The sequence below is a fragment of the Providencia sp. PROV210 genome (assembly GCF_028479445.1).
Classification (GTDB): domain Bacteria; phylum Pseudomonadota; class Gammaproteobacteria; order Enterobacterales; family Enterobacteriaceae; genus Providencia; species Providencia rustigianii.
The window spans coordinates 388,301-404,663 of record NZ_JAMPNQ010000003.1 but is presented as its reverse complement, the minus strand read 5'-3'; the positions used below and the strand labels follow the sequence as shown (position 1 = coordinate 404,663).

General features: G+C 43.2%; 10 protein-coding genes. 8 read left to right on the top strand and 2 right to left on the bottom strand.

The window, feature by feature from the left end; genetic code table 11:
* Window positions 1-90: 90 nt before the first annotated feature.
* The 7 genes from PR761_RS02370 (at window position 91) to trhP (ending at window position 12,777) form a co-directional block, all read left to right on the top strand.
* The gene (locus PR761_RS02370) at window positions 91-1,446 is read left to right on the top strand and encodes an MFS transporter (RefSeq protein ID WP_006815354.1); all 1,356 of its coding nucleotides are present in this window, start codon (window positions 91-93) and stop codon (window positions 1,444-1,446) included.
* A 266-nt stretch (window positions 1,447-1,712) separates the two neighbouring features.
* A complete protein-coding gene (locus tag PR761_RS02365) occupies window positions 1,713-2,963 on the top strand; it encodes an MdtA/MuxA family multidrug efflux RND transporter periplasmic adaptor subunit (protein ID WP_154611150.1) in 1,251 nt (416 codons plus the stop codon).
* Window positions 2,963-6,085 carry an MdtB/MuxB family multidrug efflux RND transporter permease subunit gene (locus PR761_RS02360; RefSeq protein WP_126436916.1) on the top strand — a complete coding sequence of 1,041 codons (3,123 nt, stop codon included), beginning with the start codon at window positions 2,963-2,965 and terminating at the stop codon, window positions 6,083-6,085. Before PR761_RS02365 ends, PR761_RS02360 begins: the two co-directional genes overlap by 1 nt.
* Window positions 6,085-9,186, top strand: a complete 3,102-nt coding sequence (gene mdtC / locus PR761_RS02355) for a multidrug efflux RND transporter permease subunit MdtC (RefSeq protein WP_154611151.1) — start codon at window positions 6,085-6,087, stop codon at window positions 9,184-9,186. The genes PR761_RS02360 and mdtC overlap by 1 nt, the downstream gene beginning before the upstream one ends.
* On the top strand, window positions 9,176-10,567 hold the full coding sequence (gene baeS, locus PR761_RS02350) for a two-component system sensor histidine kinase BaeS (RefSeq protein WP_006815359.1): 1,392 nt from the start codon (window positions 9,176-9,178) through the stop codon (window positions 10,565-10,567). The genes mdtC and baeS overlap by 11 nt, the downstream gene beginning before the upstream one ends.
* Window positions 10,567-11,268: a two-component system response regulator BaeR gene (gene baeR, locus PR761_RS02345; RefSeq protein WP_006815360.1), complete on the top strand. Its 702-nt coding sequence runs from the start codon at window positions 10,567-10,569 to the stop codon at window positions 11,266-11,268. Before baeS ends, baeR begins: the two co-directional genes overlap by 1 nt.
* A 153-nt stretch (window positions 11,269-11,421) precedes the next feature.
* Entirely contained in the window at window positions 11,422-12,777 is a 1,356-nt protein-coding gene (trhP, locus tag PR761_RS02340) for a prephenate-dependent tRNA uridine(34) hydroxylase TrhP (RefSeq protein ID WP_006815361.1), read from the top strand.
* Window positions 12,778-12,988: 211 nt separating this feature from the next.
* On the opposite strand, the gene thiD is transcribed toward trhP, so the two are convergent.
* Window positions 12,989-13,786: a bifunctional hydroxymethylpyrimidine kinase/phosphomethylpyrimidine kinase gene (gene thiD, locus PR761_RS02335; protein ID WP_039855256.1), complete on the bottom strand. Its 798-nt coding sequence runs from the start codon at window positions 13,784-13,786 to the stop codon at window positions 12,989-12,991.
* Window positions 13,787-14,251: 465 nt separating this feature from the next.
* Here thiD and pagP point away from each other — a divergent pair, with 465 nt between their 5' ends.
* Window positions 14,252-14,827: a lipid IV(A) palmitoyltransferase PagP gene (gene pagP, locus PR761_RS02330; RefSeq protein WP_006815363.1), complete on the top strand. Its 576-nt coding sequence runs from the start codon at window positions 14,252-14,254 to the stop codon at window positions 14,825-14,827.
* Window positions 14,828-14,912: 85 nt separating this feature from the next.
* Here pagP and PR761_RS02325 read toward each other — a convergent pair whose 3' ends face one another.
* Complete coding sequence (locus PR761_RS02325) at window positions 14,913-16,277, bottom strand: amino acid permease (RefSeq protein ID WP_039855259.1); 1,365 nt, start codon at window positions 16,275-16,277, stop codon at window positions 14,913-14,915.
* Window positions 16,278-16,363 lie beyond the last annotated feature (86 nt).

Genomic DNA, 16,363 nt, shown 5'->3' with positions numbered 1-16,363 from the left:
ACAACTGCATTATTTAAAGTACCTATTATTAATATTAAAAAAACTATCGCGCTAATAATTAAACGCTGTGTATTTTAGAAGGACAGTATTATGACATCGCAAACAACCAGTCAGCCCGCAGCCAGACCATTGGGTAAAGAAGATTATAAAACTTTGGGCTTATCCTCTTTGGGTGGCACGTTAGAATTTTATGATTTCGTGATTTTCGTCTTTTACGCGAAAATTATTTCCCAGCTATTCTTCCCAGGAAATAATGAATTTCTCGCATTAATGGCAACGCTAGGTTTGTTTGCTGCGGGTTACCTCGCACGCCCTCTAGGCGGAATTATTATGGCGCACTTTGGGGATAAAATTGGTCGTAAAAAGATGTTTACTTTAAGTATCTTTTTAATGGCATTTCCTACCCTGATCATCGGTTTCTTACCAACTTTTGAAACCATTGGTGCAGCAGCGCCACTGTTATTACTGTTGATGCGGATCATGCAAGGTGCGGCTATTGGTGGTGAAATGCCGGGAGCATGGGTATTTATTGCTGAACATACACCAAAACAACGTTATGGCTTAGGAATTGGCACATTAACTTCCGGTATTACTGGTGGAATTTTATTAGGCTCCATCGTCGCTATCTTAATTGAGCGCTCATATACCACTCAAGAAGTTCACGATTTTGCTTGGCGTATTCCGTTTATTTTAGGCGGGATCTTTGGTTTTATTTCTGTTTATCTGCGTCGCTTCTTACAAGAAACACCTATTTTCAAAGAAATGGCAGCCAAGAAAGCTTTAACCAAAGAATTACCGGTGAAGACCGTTATTAAGTCCCATAAACAAGCCTGTATGATCACTGCGGCTCTGACTTGGTCACTGTCTACCGCCATTGTTGTCACGATTTTGATGACGCCCGATGTAGTATTAAAAGGAATTTATGGCATTGACCGTAATATCGCATTACAAGCTAACTGTGCGGCAACATTAACACTGACTTTAGGTTGTATTTTCTGGGGTTGGTTAGGCGATAAAATGGGTACTCGTGCATCCATGACATTGTCATGGGGCGGATTAGCCGTCACTGCACTTTATTTCTACTCAAGTTTGTCAGCGGATATCTCAGCTAACACTCTGACGTTCAATTATGGGTTAATGGGCTTCTTTGTTGGCGCAATTGCAACCACCCCCATAGTCAGTACCCGAGCATTCCCACCAGAAATTCGCTTTTCAGGTCTATCATTCGCCTATAACTTAGCCTATGCCGTATTCGGTGGCTTAACACCAATATTGACGGGTGCTTGGTTACAACAATCCCATATGGGCCCTGCCTACTATGTGGCTGGGGTCTCTTTATTAGCCGTTGCAGTGGCATTTATCCCGCTGTCTTGGAAAGGTTGGACTGGCACATCTGAGCAAGCCTCAAATAATGCTGCCGTTCTGAAAACCAGCACAATTCAATAGTCATAATCAGCAACACACTGCTTATTTAAAACCTGTGGTCCCAAAATCACAGGTTTTTTATACTAAAATTGACAATACCTGACCTAAACCCAAAGATATCTTGCAATTTTTCATATTTCCTCCATTTTCTTTTGTTCCCCTCCAGCTAAACTATTAAGATACGCAACTGATTAATTTTTAATATATACCTAATTATATTCAGTTAATTTTTTGGTTTAATTTCTAACTGATATTTACTCAACTTTGAGTTAAGCGAATTGTCCACAATGATTAAACAAAAACGCCATAAAACATTGACTCGCTCAGCTATTCTTGTCGCTTTAATCGCAGCCGCAGGAGCAACTTGGTATGTCTACCATAAAAATAATCAAAGCGATGCACCAACCGCTAACGCAACAACCAATAGCTCACAACCGAGAAATTCAAATGGACGCCCACCTCGAACTTTAGCGCCTGTTCAATTTGCAACCGCACAGAAAAAAATCGTCCCTCGCTATCTTTCAGGTTTAGGTACGGTACAAGCCGCCAATGTGGTCACGGTAACAAGCCGAGTTGAAGGGCAATTGATGGGGATTTTCTTTACTGAGGGTCAATATGTCAAAGCAGGTGACTTACTGGCACAAATCGACCCTCGCCCATTTGAGGTTCAGCTTGCCCAAGCAGAAGGTCAACTCGCCAAAGATAAAGCAACTCTCGCTAATGCGCGTTTAGATTTAGCTCGTTACCAGAAATTAGCGGGTACAAAAGTCATTTCACAGCAAGAATTAGACAATCAACGAGCAACCGTTCTACAAGCAGAAGGTAGCATTAAAGTCGACCAAGCGACGGTGGATAATGCCAAACTGCAATTAACCTACAGTAAAATTACCGCCCCAATTTCTGGGCGTGTTGGTCTAAAACAGGTGGATGTTGGTAACTTTATCTCTTCGGGTACGTCAACACCGATTGTCGTGATCACCCAAACTCAACCCGCCGATGTCTTATTCGCATTACCTGAAGGAGATATTCCAGCAATTCAACAGGCTCAAGCGTCCGGTAATAACGTACTCATAGAAGCTTGGGATCGCAATAATATCGCCATGATTGCCCAAGGAAAATTACTCAGTACCGATAACCAAATTGACCCAGCAACAGGCACGTTAAAAATTAAAGCGCGTTTTACTAACGAAGACCAAAAACTATTTCCAAACCAATTTGTGAATGTGAAGATGCAAGTGGAAACCCTGCAAGATGCAGTAGTGATCCCAACGGCAGCTCTACAAATGGGTAATGAAGGACATTATGTCTGGGTACTCAGTGACGATAATCGTGTTTCTAAGCATCTCGTTACCGTCGGAATGCAAGATAGTCAGCAGGTTGTTATCGAAAGTGGTCTAAATGCAGACACTAAAGTGATCACCGATGGCGTGGATAAACTGACCGATGGAGCCCAAGTTGAAGTAGTTTCTAACTCTCCAACGACTAAAAATGCACCATCTGACAGCAAAAAAACGCGTAATAGCGCGGAGAAAGCGTAATGCAGCCGGAAAAATTCAAAGGCGGAGGTCCTTCCCGTCTGTTTATTTTACGTCCCGTCGCAACCACGCTATTTATGGTCGCCATTTTATTGGCAGGGATCATCGGCTACCGTTTTTTACCTGTTTCCGCCTTACCTGAAGTTGATTACCCAACCATTCAGGTCGTCACTTTGTACCCGGGAGCAAGTCCTGATGTGATGACCTCGGCTATCACGGCGCCATTGGAAACCCAATTTGGTCAAATGTCTGGGTTAAAACAGATGTCATCGCGCAGTTCTGGCGGTGCATCCGTGATCACGTTAATGTTCCAGCTCACATTGCCATTGGATGTTGCAGAACAAGAGGTGCAGGCAGCAATCAACTCAGCCACCAGCTTACTGCCTTCTGATTTACCTTATCCCCCTATTTATAATAAGGTCAATCCCGCAGATCCGCCGGTTCTCACTTTAGCGGTCACATCGAATGCGATGCCGTTAACCCAAGTACAAGATATTATTGAAACTCGGGTTGCCCAAAAAATTTCCCAAGTGAATGGCGTTGGGTTAGTCACTCTTGCGGGCGGTCAACGGCCTGCTGTGCGTGTAAACCTCAATCCACAAGCGATGGCCGCTAAAGGGTTAGATAGCGAAACAATTCGTAGTGCCATTAATAATGCGAACGTAAATTCCGCAAAAGGTAGCTTTGATGGGCCAACCCGCTCGGTTACGCTCTCAGCCAACGATCAAATGAAATCTCTCGAAGATTACCGGAAACTGATTGTGGCTTTCAAAGACGGAGCTCCTGTTCGCCTAGGGGATATTGCCAACATTGAGCAAGGTGCTGAAAATGCCTATTTAGGCGCATGGGCAAATAGCCAGCAGGCCATTGTCATTAATGTGCAACGTCAACCGGGTGCCAATGTTATCGACACCACCGATACTATTCGTGCCTTACTTCCTGAATTAATTGAAAGCTTACCTGCTTCAGTCGATGTTGAAATTTTGACCGACAGAACGAGCACTATTCGAGCTTCTGTCAATGATGTGCAATTTGAATTAGTGCTAGCCATCGCTCTTGTGGTAATGGTGATTTACCTATTCCTTCGCAACGGCATTGCTACATTAATTCCCGGCATTGCCGTACCGCTATCTTTAGTCGGTACATTTGCTGTTATGTATTTTTGTGGGTTTTCGGTCAATAACCTGACGTTAATGGCACTCACTATTGCCACCGGATTTGTGGTGGATGATGCTATTGTAGTGATTGAAAATATTTCCCGTTATCTCGAACAAGGTGATAAGCCTATGGTCGCTGCGCTCAAAGGCGCTGGCGAAATTGGCTTTACGATTATCTCCCTAACCTTCTCCCTCGTTGCCGTACTAATTCCATTACTATTTATGGGGGATATTGTCGGGCGACTATTTAGGGAATTTGCTATCACTTTAGCGGTGGCTATTTTAATTTCTGCCGTGGTTTCGTTGACTCTCACGCCAATGATGTGCGCTCGTTTATTAAAGCCAGAATCTCAGCATAAACATAACCGCTTTGAAATTGCCTGTGAACGCTTCTTTGAATGGATGATTGCCGGTTATGCCATCTGGTTAAAACGTATTCTGAATCATCAATGGCTCACGTTATGTGTCGCATTGGGTACTTTGGTATTGACCGTTTTACTGTATATGTGGATACCTAAAGGCTTTTTCCCTCTGCAAGACAGTGGCATTATTCAAGGTACTATCGAAAGCCGTCAATCTATCTCGTTCGCAGCAATGTCACAAAAACAGCAGCAAGTGGCGGGAATTATTTTGGCAGATCCTGCGGTAGAAAACGTCACCACGTATGTCGGTATCGATGGCAGTAATGCAACACTGAATAATGCGCGTATCCAGATTACGCTAAAACCTCTTGATGAGCGTGACGACCGAGTTCCAACAATTATTCCTCGCTTACAACAAGCTGCGGATAGCGTTGCAGGCGTAAATCTCTATTTGCAAGCTTCCCAAGATTTAACTATTGATACTCAGGTTTCACGAACGCCATATCAATTCACATTGCAGGCAACTACGCTCGATGAATTAAGTATTTGGGTACCCAAATTACTGACTGCGTTACAACAACAACCGGAACTCACCGATGTCAGTAGTGACTGGCAAGACAAAGGGCTGGTGGCTTATGTGAATGTCGATAGAGACACCGCGAGCCGCTTTGGTATTACCATGTCGAGCATCAATAACGCCTTATACAATGCTTTTGGGCAACGAATGGTCTCTACAATTTATACCCAAGCCAACCAATATCGCGTAATTTTAGAGCACGATACTCAGACCCGAGAAGGTATCGAGGCGCTGAACGATATTCGCTTACAAGGCACTGATGGGGCGATTGTGCCACTTAGTACTCTAGTGAACATCCAAGAGGGTTACGGGCCTCTGTCTATTAATCATTTAGATCAGTTCCCAGCGGTCACTTTCTCTTTCGATGTCGCGGACAACTCTTCCCTTGAGGCGGCTGTCAATGCTGTTAAACAGGCTGAGAAACAAATTACCATGCCGAAATCCATAACGACCCAATTCCAAGGATCAACACTGGCTTTTGAGTCTGCGCTGAGTAGTACGGTCTGGCTGATTTTTGCTGCGATTGTTGCCATGTATATTGTATTAGGCATTTTGTACGAAAGCTTTATTCATCCTATTACCATTCTCTCAACACTCCCTACTGCGGGTGTCGGTGCGCTACTCGCCTTAATTATGGCAGGTAATGAACTGGATGTGATTGCGATTATTGGGATTATCTTATTGATTGGTATCGTGAAAAAGAACGCTATCATGATGATCGATTTCGCACTCGCCGCAGAGCGTGAGCAAGGTATGTCTCCGTATGACGCTATCTATCAAGCATGCTTATTACGTTTCCGTCCTATTTTAATGACAACTATGGCGGCATTATTGGGCGCACTCCCATTAATGCTCAGTACGGGTGTTGGTGCTGAATTACGCCAACCATTAGGTGTTTGTATGGTGGGTGGCTTGATTATGAGTCAGATCCTCACACTGTTTACGACTCCCGTTATCTATCTGATGTTCGACCGCTTATCCCGTCGTATAAGCCGCCATCATCGAGCTGATAAGATTCAGGAGTCGTAATGAAACGCCTGTTTGCTTTATTTATCAGTCGACCCGTGGCAACCACACTTATTAGTGTGGCGATCACGCTGTGCGGTGCATTAAGCTTTTTGTACCTCCCTGTGGCCCCATTGCCACAGGTTGATTACCCTGTGATAAGAGTGACAGCGTCACTTCCTGGTGCATCGCCGGAAACGATGGCATCTTCTATTGCCACGCCACTGGAGCGCTCACTTGGCAGTATTGCTGGATTAAATGAAATGACCTCCAGCAGCTCGTTGGGGCGTACAACAATCACGCTTGAATTTGACCTCAGTAAAGATATCAATAATGCTGCACGAGAAGTTCAAGCTGCGCTCAATGCAGCACAAAACTTGTTACCCAGCGGTATGCCAAGCCGACCTCGTTACTACAAATCGAACCCATCCGATGCCCCGATCATGATTTTGACATTAACCTCAAAAACCATGAATACCGGAGAAATTTATGACATCGCCTCGACCCGTTTAGCTCAGCGTATTGCTCAAATTGAAGGGGTTAGTGAGGTTTCTGTAGGCGGTGGCTCACTGCCCGCTGTACGGGTAGAACTCAACCCAACCGCCCTATTTAATCAAGGGGTGTCCCTTGACACTGTGCGCTCAGCCATTAGTAGCGCCAACGTTCGTCAACCCCAAGGCTATATTAATGACGATGAAAATCGTTATCAGGTAAAAACCAATGACGAGCTAAAAAAAGCCGCTGATTATCGCCCAATTATTGTTCACTATAATAATGGGAACGCAGTGAAACTCAGCGATGTCGCCGTCGTTAAAGATTCAGTACAGGATGTTCGTGCTGCGGGCATGTCGAGCGGTGAACCCGCTATTTTGATCATTATTCGTCGCGAGGCTGGAGCAAATATCATCGAAACGGTAAAACGTATTCGAGAAGAGCTTCCTGAACTGACAGAGTTAATTCCCGCTGCAATTGATTTACAAGTTGCTCAGGATAGAACTCCCACTATCAAAGCCTCCTTAGTGGAAGTGGAACGTGCGCTATTGATCGCCGTTGCTTTAGTCATTTTGGTGGTTTTACTCTTTTTACGTTCAGGACGAGCCACTCTAATTCCAGCCATTGCGGTTCCGGTATCGCTAATCGGTACTTTTACCGCCATGTATTTGTGTGGATTTAGCCTCAATAACTTATCGTTGATGGCGCTTACCGTTGCCACCGGTTTTGTAGTAGATGATGCTATCGTGGTGCTCGAAAATATTTCGCGCCATATTGAAAATGGCAAAAAACCCTTTATCGCTGCCGTCAAAGGAGTCTCTGAAGTCGGTTTCACCGTTGTTTCCATGAGTATCTCTCTCGTGGCAGTATTCATTCCGCTGCTGTTAATGGACGGACTAGTGGGTCGTTTATTCCGAGAATTTGCGATTACCTTAGCCACTGCTATTGGTATTTCCTTAATAGTTTCTCTGACCTTAACACCCATGATGTGTGCCCACCTTTTGAAAAAACGCGCCACCGATATTCATGCGAAACATCGTGGTTTCGGTCGACTTTTAATTCGCCTGCAGGAAAGTTACGGCGTCACGTTAAATTGGGTGCTTTCCCATCGCCGTAGTGTACTCGCTGTATTGTTCGCCGCTATTGGGCTGAATGTTTACCTGTATATTTCTATCCCAAAAGCCTTCTTCCCAGAACAAGACACGGGGCGTTTATTAGGATTTGTACGTGCAGACCAAAGCATTTCATTCCAGTCTATGAAGCAAAAAATGACCCGCTTTATGCAGGAAGTAAAAGCGGATCCTGCCGTAGAGAGTGTTACTGGGTTTACAGGTGGAAGCCGCGTCAACAGTGGCTCTATGTTTATTTCATTAAAACCCCTCGATGAACGTCAAGAAAGTGCTAATAGTGTCATTAACCGTCTACGGATAAAACTTGCCAAAGAACCCGGTGCCAACTTATTTATGATGCCGGTGCAAGATATTCGAGTGGGTGGACGCCAATCTGAAGCCAGCTATCAATTCACGCTGCTCGCTGATGAACTTGATGCTTTACGGGCTTGGGAGCCGGCTATTCGCCGTGCGCTTGGTGAATTACCTCAAATCACCGATGTGAACTCGGATAAAGAAGATAAAGGGGCTGAAATGGCCCTGACCTATGACCGTGATTTGATGGCTCAGCTGGGTATTGATGTTCGAGATGCCAATAACCTGCTTAATAATGCCTTTGGGCAACGCCAAATTTCCACTATCTATGAAGCAATGAATCAGTACAAAGTCGTAATGGAAGTGGCGCCAGAATATACGCAGGATGTCAGCGCATTGGATAAGATGTTTGTAGTCAACAAGCAAGGCGACGCGATTCCACTCTCTTATTTTGCTCGTTGGCAACCGTCGAATGCACCGCTGAGTGTTAACCATCAAGGTTTATCCGCATCATCAACCATTTCGTTTAACGTTACAGAGGGATATACCCTTAATGATGCAATGGTCGAAATTGAGAAAACCATGACGGCTCTCGGCGTTCCTTCTACCGTACGTGGTACCTTTGCTGGTACGGCACAAGTCTTCCAAGATACTCTAAAATCTCAGCTATTTTTAATTTTAGCCGCGATTGTGACGGTCTATTTGGTTCTGGGGATATTGTATGAAAGTTATATTCATCCACTGACCATTTTGTCTACACTGCCTTCTGCTGGCGTTGGGGCGTTACTTGCTTTAGAGCTTTTCAATACCCCATTTAGCTTGATTGCACTCATTGGTATCATGCTATTAATCGGGATCGTAATGAAAAATGCCATTATTATGGTGGATTTTGCCTTGCAGGCTCAACGTAGCGGTCAGATCTCTGCTCGGGAAGCTATTTTACGTGCTAGTTTACTACGTTTTCGACCTATTTTAATGACGACGCTCGCTGCTATTTTTGGCGCCTTACCCCTGATGTTAGGCAGTGGAGATGGTGCTGAGCTTAGACAGCCTTTGGGGATTGCCATCGTTGGTGGTTTGGTCATGAGCCAATTGCTCACATTATTTACCACCCCAGTGGTGTATCTCAGTTTTGATAGCCTCAGACAGCGCTTTTCTCGTAAGAAAATATCGACGTCCCTGACTCAGGATAATCGCCATGAAACTTAAATTAACGCGTCTTAGTACTCGATTATTTCTAGCGATTTTTGCCACCTGCTTGCTGTTGGTCATCATGATGCATCAAGGTGTGCGTATGGGTTTTCAGCATGGCTTTATCGATTACATTAAAGAAAATGACCAACAACGAGCTGAATTACTCTCCACTGCACTTGCAGAGCAATATGAAGAATTTGGTAATTGGCGATTCTTATTAGATAACGAAAGAATATTTTTTCGCATCTTACGTAATGTCGATATGCAGCAACAAAAACGTCCACCCCATGGGCATAATCGGGGAAGAGGAATTTTCTGGGTCTATGACGCTCAAGATAGACTGATCTTTGGTCGAGATGTGCCATTACCTAATAACATTATTAAAGAGCCCGTTGTCACGGCTAATAATGAAACGGTTGGCTGGGTTATTGCTGCTTATGACGATGGCATTAGTAGCCAACTGGATAAACAGTTTGATAAACAGCAAATGATCACCAGCTTGATGATTGCCGGGTTATCTCTGTTTGTCGCCTTAATTGTGACACTACTGCTAGCTCGCGGCTTTTTAAAACCTATCAAGCGGTTACTTGAAGGTACCAACCAATTAGCCAAAGGAGATTTTGCAACCCGCGTACCAGAAATCGGTCAAGACGAGTTAGGGCAACTCGCAAGGGATTTTAATCATCTCGCATCTACCCTTGAAAAAAATGAACAAATGCGCCGTGATTATATGGCAGACATTTCCCATGAACTACGCACGCCATTATCCGTCTTACGTGGCGAATTAGAAGCAGTGCAGGATGGCGTTCGCCAAGCTACTCCTGAAACCATCAATTCATTACTTAATGAAACCCATACGCTGATTAAATTAGTTAACGACCTTCACCAGCTATCCTTATCTGATCGTGGCTCTTTGGTTTATCGTATGCAATCGGTAGATATTGTCCCTATTATTGAGATGACGCTTGGGCAAGCTAAGCGTCGTCTTGAAGACCGACAATTACACCTAGATACTCAATTTCTCTCCCATAGTTCCGTGTTTGCTGATCCTGACCGTATTGGGCAGTTATTCTATAATCTGATGGAAAATAGCCTACGCTATACTGACCCAAACGGTAAAATTGTGGTCAGAGTAACAGAACAACAGCAACAATTACTGATTCAATGGGAAGACAGCGCTCCCGGGTTAGATGTAGAACATTGCCAACGCCTATTTGAACGTTTTTATCGTGCTGAAGTCTCAAGAAACCGTGCCAGTGGGGGCTCCGGTTTAGGATTAGCAATTTGCTATAATATTGTAGAAGCGCACAATGGAAACATAAGCGCCGCCCCTTCCCCATTAGGTGGTGTACGAATTACAATCCAACTTCCGATATCTCATCAGGAGAATGCATAGTGGTAACCGCAGAATCAACCAGTTCGCATATTCTTATTGTCGAAGATGAGCCTAAATTAGGGCAACTTCTGTTTGATTATCTTCAAGCTGCGGGTTATGTCCCCGCATTGCTAATGCGCGGAGATGAGGTTATCCCTTATGTACAAAAACATTTTCCTGATCTGATTTTATTAGATTTGATGCTACCAGGAATGGATGGAATTTCCGTCTGCCGTGAGCTGCGTAAATTTAGCGATGTTCCAGTAATTATGGTGACCGCTAAAACAGAAGAGATCGACCGTTTATTAGGGTTAGAAATTGGTGCCGATGATTATGTCTGCAAGCCATTTAGTCCTCGTGAAGTGGTCGCTAGAGTAAAAACTATTTTACGTCGTTGTCAGAATACCCACACCCATAGTTTAGAGCAGCAACAGAAACAATTGGTTATCGATGAAAATGCGTTCCAAGTTCGTTATGGCGATAAACTATTGGAACTCACACCCGCCGAATTTCGTCTATTGAAATTCCTATCTGATAATGCCGGCACAGTTTTTTCTCGAGACCAGCTTCTTGATATCCTCTATGACGATCACCGCATCGTGACAGACCGAACCATCGATAGTCACGTCAAAAATTTACGTCGAAAATTGGAATTTTTAGACCCAGAAAAAACGTTTATCCGCTCAATCTATGGCTTAGGCTATCGTTGGGATGAGTGTTAAACATTTAGTCTAAATGCCGTAACAAAATTATAACCATGTTTTTTACAAGGGAAATTTGGCATTCCCGCCATTTAGCGTTAAAATCCCCACCCTCGAATTTTTAAGCTAAGCCATCCGGCTTAGTGCTGACCTGACATCAGACTGAGAACTAACATGTTTACACCAGAATTATTATCCCCAGCAGGTTCCTTGAAGAACATGCGTTATGCGTTTGCTTATGGTGCCGATGCTGTATATGCCGGTCAACCCCGCTATAGCCTGCGCGTGCGTAATAACGAATTCAACCATGAGAATCTCGCTAAAGGGATCCAAGAAGCCCATGAACTAGGCAAGAAATTCTATGTTGTGGTGAATATTGCCCCACACAATGCCAAGTTGAAAACTTTTATTCGCGACTTAACCCCTGTGATTGAAATGGGGCCTGATGCGCTGATCATGTCGGACCCCGGTTTAATTATGATGGTTCGTGAAGCTTTTCCTGAGATGGACATTCATTTATCAGTACAGGCGAATGCGGTTAACTGGGCTTCAGTGAAGTTCTGGAAACAAATGGGATTAACTCGCGTGATTTTATCTCGTGAGCTTTCGCTCGATGAGATTGCAGAGATCCGCCAACAGGTTCCTGATATGGAACTTGAAGTGTTTGTCCATGGTGCATTATGCATGGCATATTCTGGCCGTTGCTTACTTTCTGGCTACATTAATAAACGCGACCCAAACCAAGGGACTTGCACGAATGCATGCCGTTGGGAGTATAAAGTTGAAGAAGGTAAAGAAGATGAGGTCGGGAATATCGTGCATGTTCACGAGCCAATTCCGGTGAAAAATATTGCACCAACATTAGGTGAAGGCGAACCAACCGATAAAGTTTTCATGATTGAAGAAGCCAAACGTCCAGGCGAATATATGACCGCCTTTGAAGATGAGCATGGCACTTATATCATGAACTCTAAGGATTTACGTGCCATTGAACATGTGGAAACCTTGACCAAAATGGGTGTTCACTCTCTAAAAATCGAAGGACGTACAAAATCATTCTATTATTGTGCTCGCACCGCTCAAGTCTATCGCCGTGCTATCGACGATGCCGTTGCAGGTAAACCTTTTGACCCTACTCTGCTATCCACTCTTGAAGGATTAGCACACCGTGGTTATACCGAAGGATTCTTACGCCGCCACACCCACGATGCTTATCAAACCTATGAGTATGGATATTCTGTCTCGGATACCCAACAATTTGTCGGCGAATTTACGGGGAAACGTGTGAATGGCTTGGCTGAAGTCGATGTGAAAAATAAATTCAGTGTTGGTGACAGTTTAGAGTTGATGACGCCATCGGGTAATATCGTCTTCACATTAGAGTCCTTAGCGAACCGCAAAGGCGAAGCCATTGATGTGGCTCCAGGTAATGGGCATATTGTTTATTTACCTGTACCTGAAGATATCGATATCAGCTTTGGCTTGTTGATCCGCAACCTAGCAGGTACAACAACAAGAAACCCTAGCTGAGAATAGTTCTCGTTCTTGACAATGGCTTGAAAAAATGCAGTCAATATCCAAATTTATGCAACAGATCACATCAATTGGTTATTCGATATCGTATAGTCACTGTCGAAAACGAAGAACTAGAAAGTCATAAATTAAGACTAGGAACCACCTCCTTGGCTGGCTCAATCTCCCTTGAGCTAGCCATTTCTTTTATCTGTCCCCTGATAAATTCTTACCACCAACGATGAAAATGATGGACAGGGCCAAATCCTGAGCCTACCTCTAAACTATCCGCTTGTTCTAATGCGCCCTGTAAATAGGCTTTTGCTTCAATAACCGTTTGTTGCCAATCCGTGCAACGAGGTCTGAGTGCGGCTAATGCAGCAGAAAGTGTACAACCCGTGCCATGGGTGTTTTTGGTATTAATACGCAAAGATGTAAAACGCCATTCGCCTTGGGGTGTAATCAACCAATCAGGACTTTCAGCATCACTTAAATGCCCTCCTTTCATCAGAACGCCTTGGCAGCCTAAATCTAATAATCGCCGACCTTGATCAATCATTTGCTCTTCGGTTTTAGCCATTGCTTCATCAAGCAGTACTGCAGCTTCAGGTAAGTTGGGAGTGATAAGAGAAACTATCGGTAGTAATTCACATCTTAGAGAGTCTACCGCATTAGGTAGTAGTAATGGGTCACCACTTTTAGCGACCATCACGGTATCAAGCACAACATAGGGAATAGAATATTGTTTTAGTGCATCAGCAACTACGATGACATTATCTTGGTTCGACAGCATGCCAATTTTGGCACTATCAATACGTACATCACTCAATACCGATTCAAGTTGAGCAGCCACGAATTCTGGCGGCAAGTTATGAACAGATTGCACTCCACGGGTATTTTGAGCCACCAATGCGGTCATCACACTCGCGCCATAAGCTCCAAGTGCTGAAAACGCTTTAAGATCGGCTTGGATACCGGCACCACCCGATGGGTCAGTTCCTGCAATCGTTAATGCATTCACTCTCACTAATCACCTCTCTTTCTGATTAAATATCAATCTAATTTGCACATATTATGGTTAGACTCTATCTTGGCAAACTTGAATATTCATTAAAATAATCAATCAATAATATTATTTTGATTGTCTCATATGCGATATCAATTACCAGTGAAGATATTTTCTAATGTGATGAATATTAATTTTTCATTCTAATTTAGAATGATTTCAGCTTTTTTGGCGATTAAAGATACATTTTATCCTTACTTATCATCGTTAAATAGATAAAACCCAATAAAGATAATATATTGATTACTTACACTATATTACTGAATGATTAAGTCATTATCCTAAATTAACTAATTACTACTATCCTATTCCGCTTATCTTTATTAAAATAATTAAAATTATAACTATTCCAATAGCGATAATGCATTAATTATTATCATGTCAATTATTTGAAATTATCAAAAGATAACCAGAACTGGATCCGCAATGAGAGTAAATAAAAACATACAGTTGGTTGTAGGCGCATCGATCATTATGTCAGCCTCAATCTGCATGTCATCACCTGCCTTAGCTGAAGAAGAATCCGTCGGTTTATGGGATAAATTTACCAACAATGTCAGCGCTACTTGGGATTCTGATAAGTATGAATTATATGTTCCCTTCTTTACGTGGCATAACCGCTTTATGTACGATAAAGAAAAAACGGATACTTATAATGAAGAACCTTGGGGTTTTGGTATTGGTAAGTATCGTTACGATGAAGACAATGATTGGCATGCGTTATATGCGATGGCCTTTATGGATTCTCACAATAAAGTTGAACCGATTGTAGGTTACGGTTTCCAAAAAATGTGGATCCCTGGTGAAATTGATGGTTTCCGAATGGGAGCTGGTTTCACTTTGGGGATTACAGCCCGTGAAGAGTATAGCTATATCCCTATTCCCGTTCCATTACCGTTAGTTTCTATTGAATATGATAAGCTTTCTGTCCAAGCAACCTATATTCCGGGAACCTATAACAATGGTAACGTCTTGTTTGCATGGCTACGTTGGCAGTGGTAATCACCACTTAAAAACTAGTCTCAAAAGAAAAGCCGGTAGATAAAAAATCACCGGCTTTCTTTTTTAGTATTTCTACTCGAAAATATTACGCTATTTTATTTTCTACATTACGCTTTTTAGTTCCAGAGAACTGATAACCAATCCATAGGACTAAAATCCATAGTGGCATAATAAGTACCGAAATACGTAATCCATCCATCATTAAAATGATAACCAAGATCAGCAAAAGAAATGCCAAGCAGAGGTAGTTACCAAATGGGTACCAAATACTTTTGAATTTTGTTTCTATGCCCTGTTTATTCATTGCCGCTCTAAACTTCAGGTTCGAGATACAAATCATAATCCAGTTAAGAACCAACGTTGTCACCACAAGGGACATTAATAACTCAAACGCACGACCTTCCATGATGAAATTGATTAAGATCCCCCCTGACGTCGCGATACCTGAAATAATCAGCGCCATCACAGGTACTCCACCTTTATTGACTTTCGCCATAAATTTGGGTGCATTACCTTGCTGAGCTAAACCATACAACATACGGCTCGTACAATAAGCGCCACTGTTATACACAGATAACGCGGCAATTAGGATGACAACGTTTAATGCGTTAGCAACGAACAAATCACCCAACTCATGGAAAATTAATACAAATGGGCTGGTTTTGCCATCTAACTGCACCCATGGATACAAGGCTAACAGCACCGCTAAAGAACCGATATAGAAAATCAAAATACGGTATACAACTTGGTTAATCGCTTTTGGAATACTTTTATCTGGATCTTCTGCTTCAGCAGCCGTAATCCCAACCAGCTCCAAGCCGCCAAATGAGAACATAATAATTGCCAGTGCCATCAGCAACCCGCTAAAATCTTTCGCGAAAAACCCGCCATATTCCCATAGGTTGCTGACCTTAGCTTGTGGGCCGCCATGTCCACTAAACAGTAAATAACAACCAAATATAATCATTGCAACAACGGCAATGACTTTGATCAGTGCAAACCAGAATTCTGTTTCACCGTAGGAGCGAACATTGATTAAGTTAATTGCATTGACCGCAATAAAGAAAACAAGTGCAGAAACCCATATAGGCAGTTCAGGCCACCAGTGTTGCATATATTTGCCTGCGGCTGTCAATTCTGTCATCCCAACCAGAATAAACATGACCCAGTAGTTCCAGCCAGATAAGAACCCAGCAAAACCGCCCCAATATTTAAATGCAAAATGGCTAAAAGAACCCGCGACCGGTTCTTGAACAATCATTTCCCCAAGCTGGCGCATGATGAGGAAGGCGATAAACCCACAAAGAGCATACCCGAGCAATACTGAAGGCCCTGCCATCTGTATCGTTGTGGCTATTCCTAAAAACAGCCCAGTCCCGACAGCGCCTCCCAAAGCTATTAATTGAATGTGTCTATTTTTTAATCCGCGCTTGAGCGTCTGTTGCTCCATATCTTTACCCTTTCGTCCTCTTACTTTTTTATCTTCGTCCACAGTGGTGATAATCACTCAAGTTTATTTGAATTTTTCAATTAACA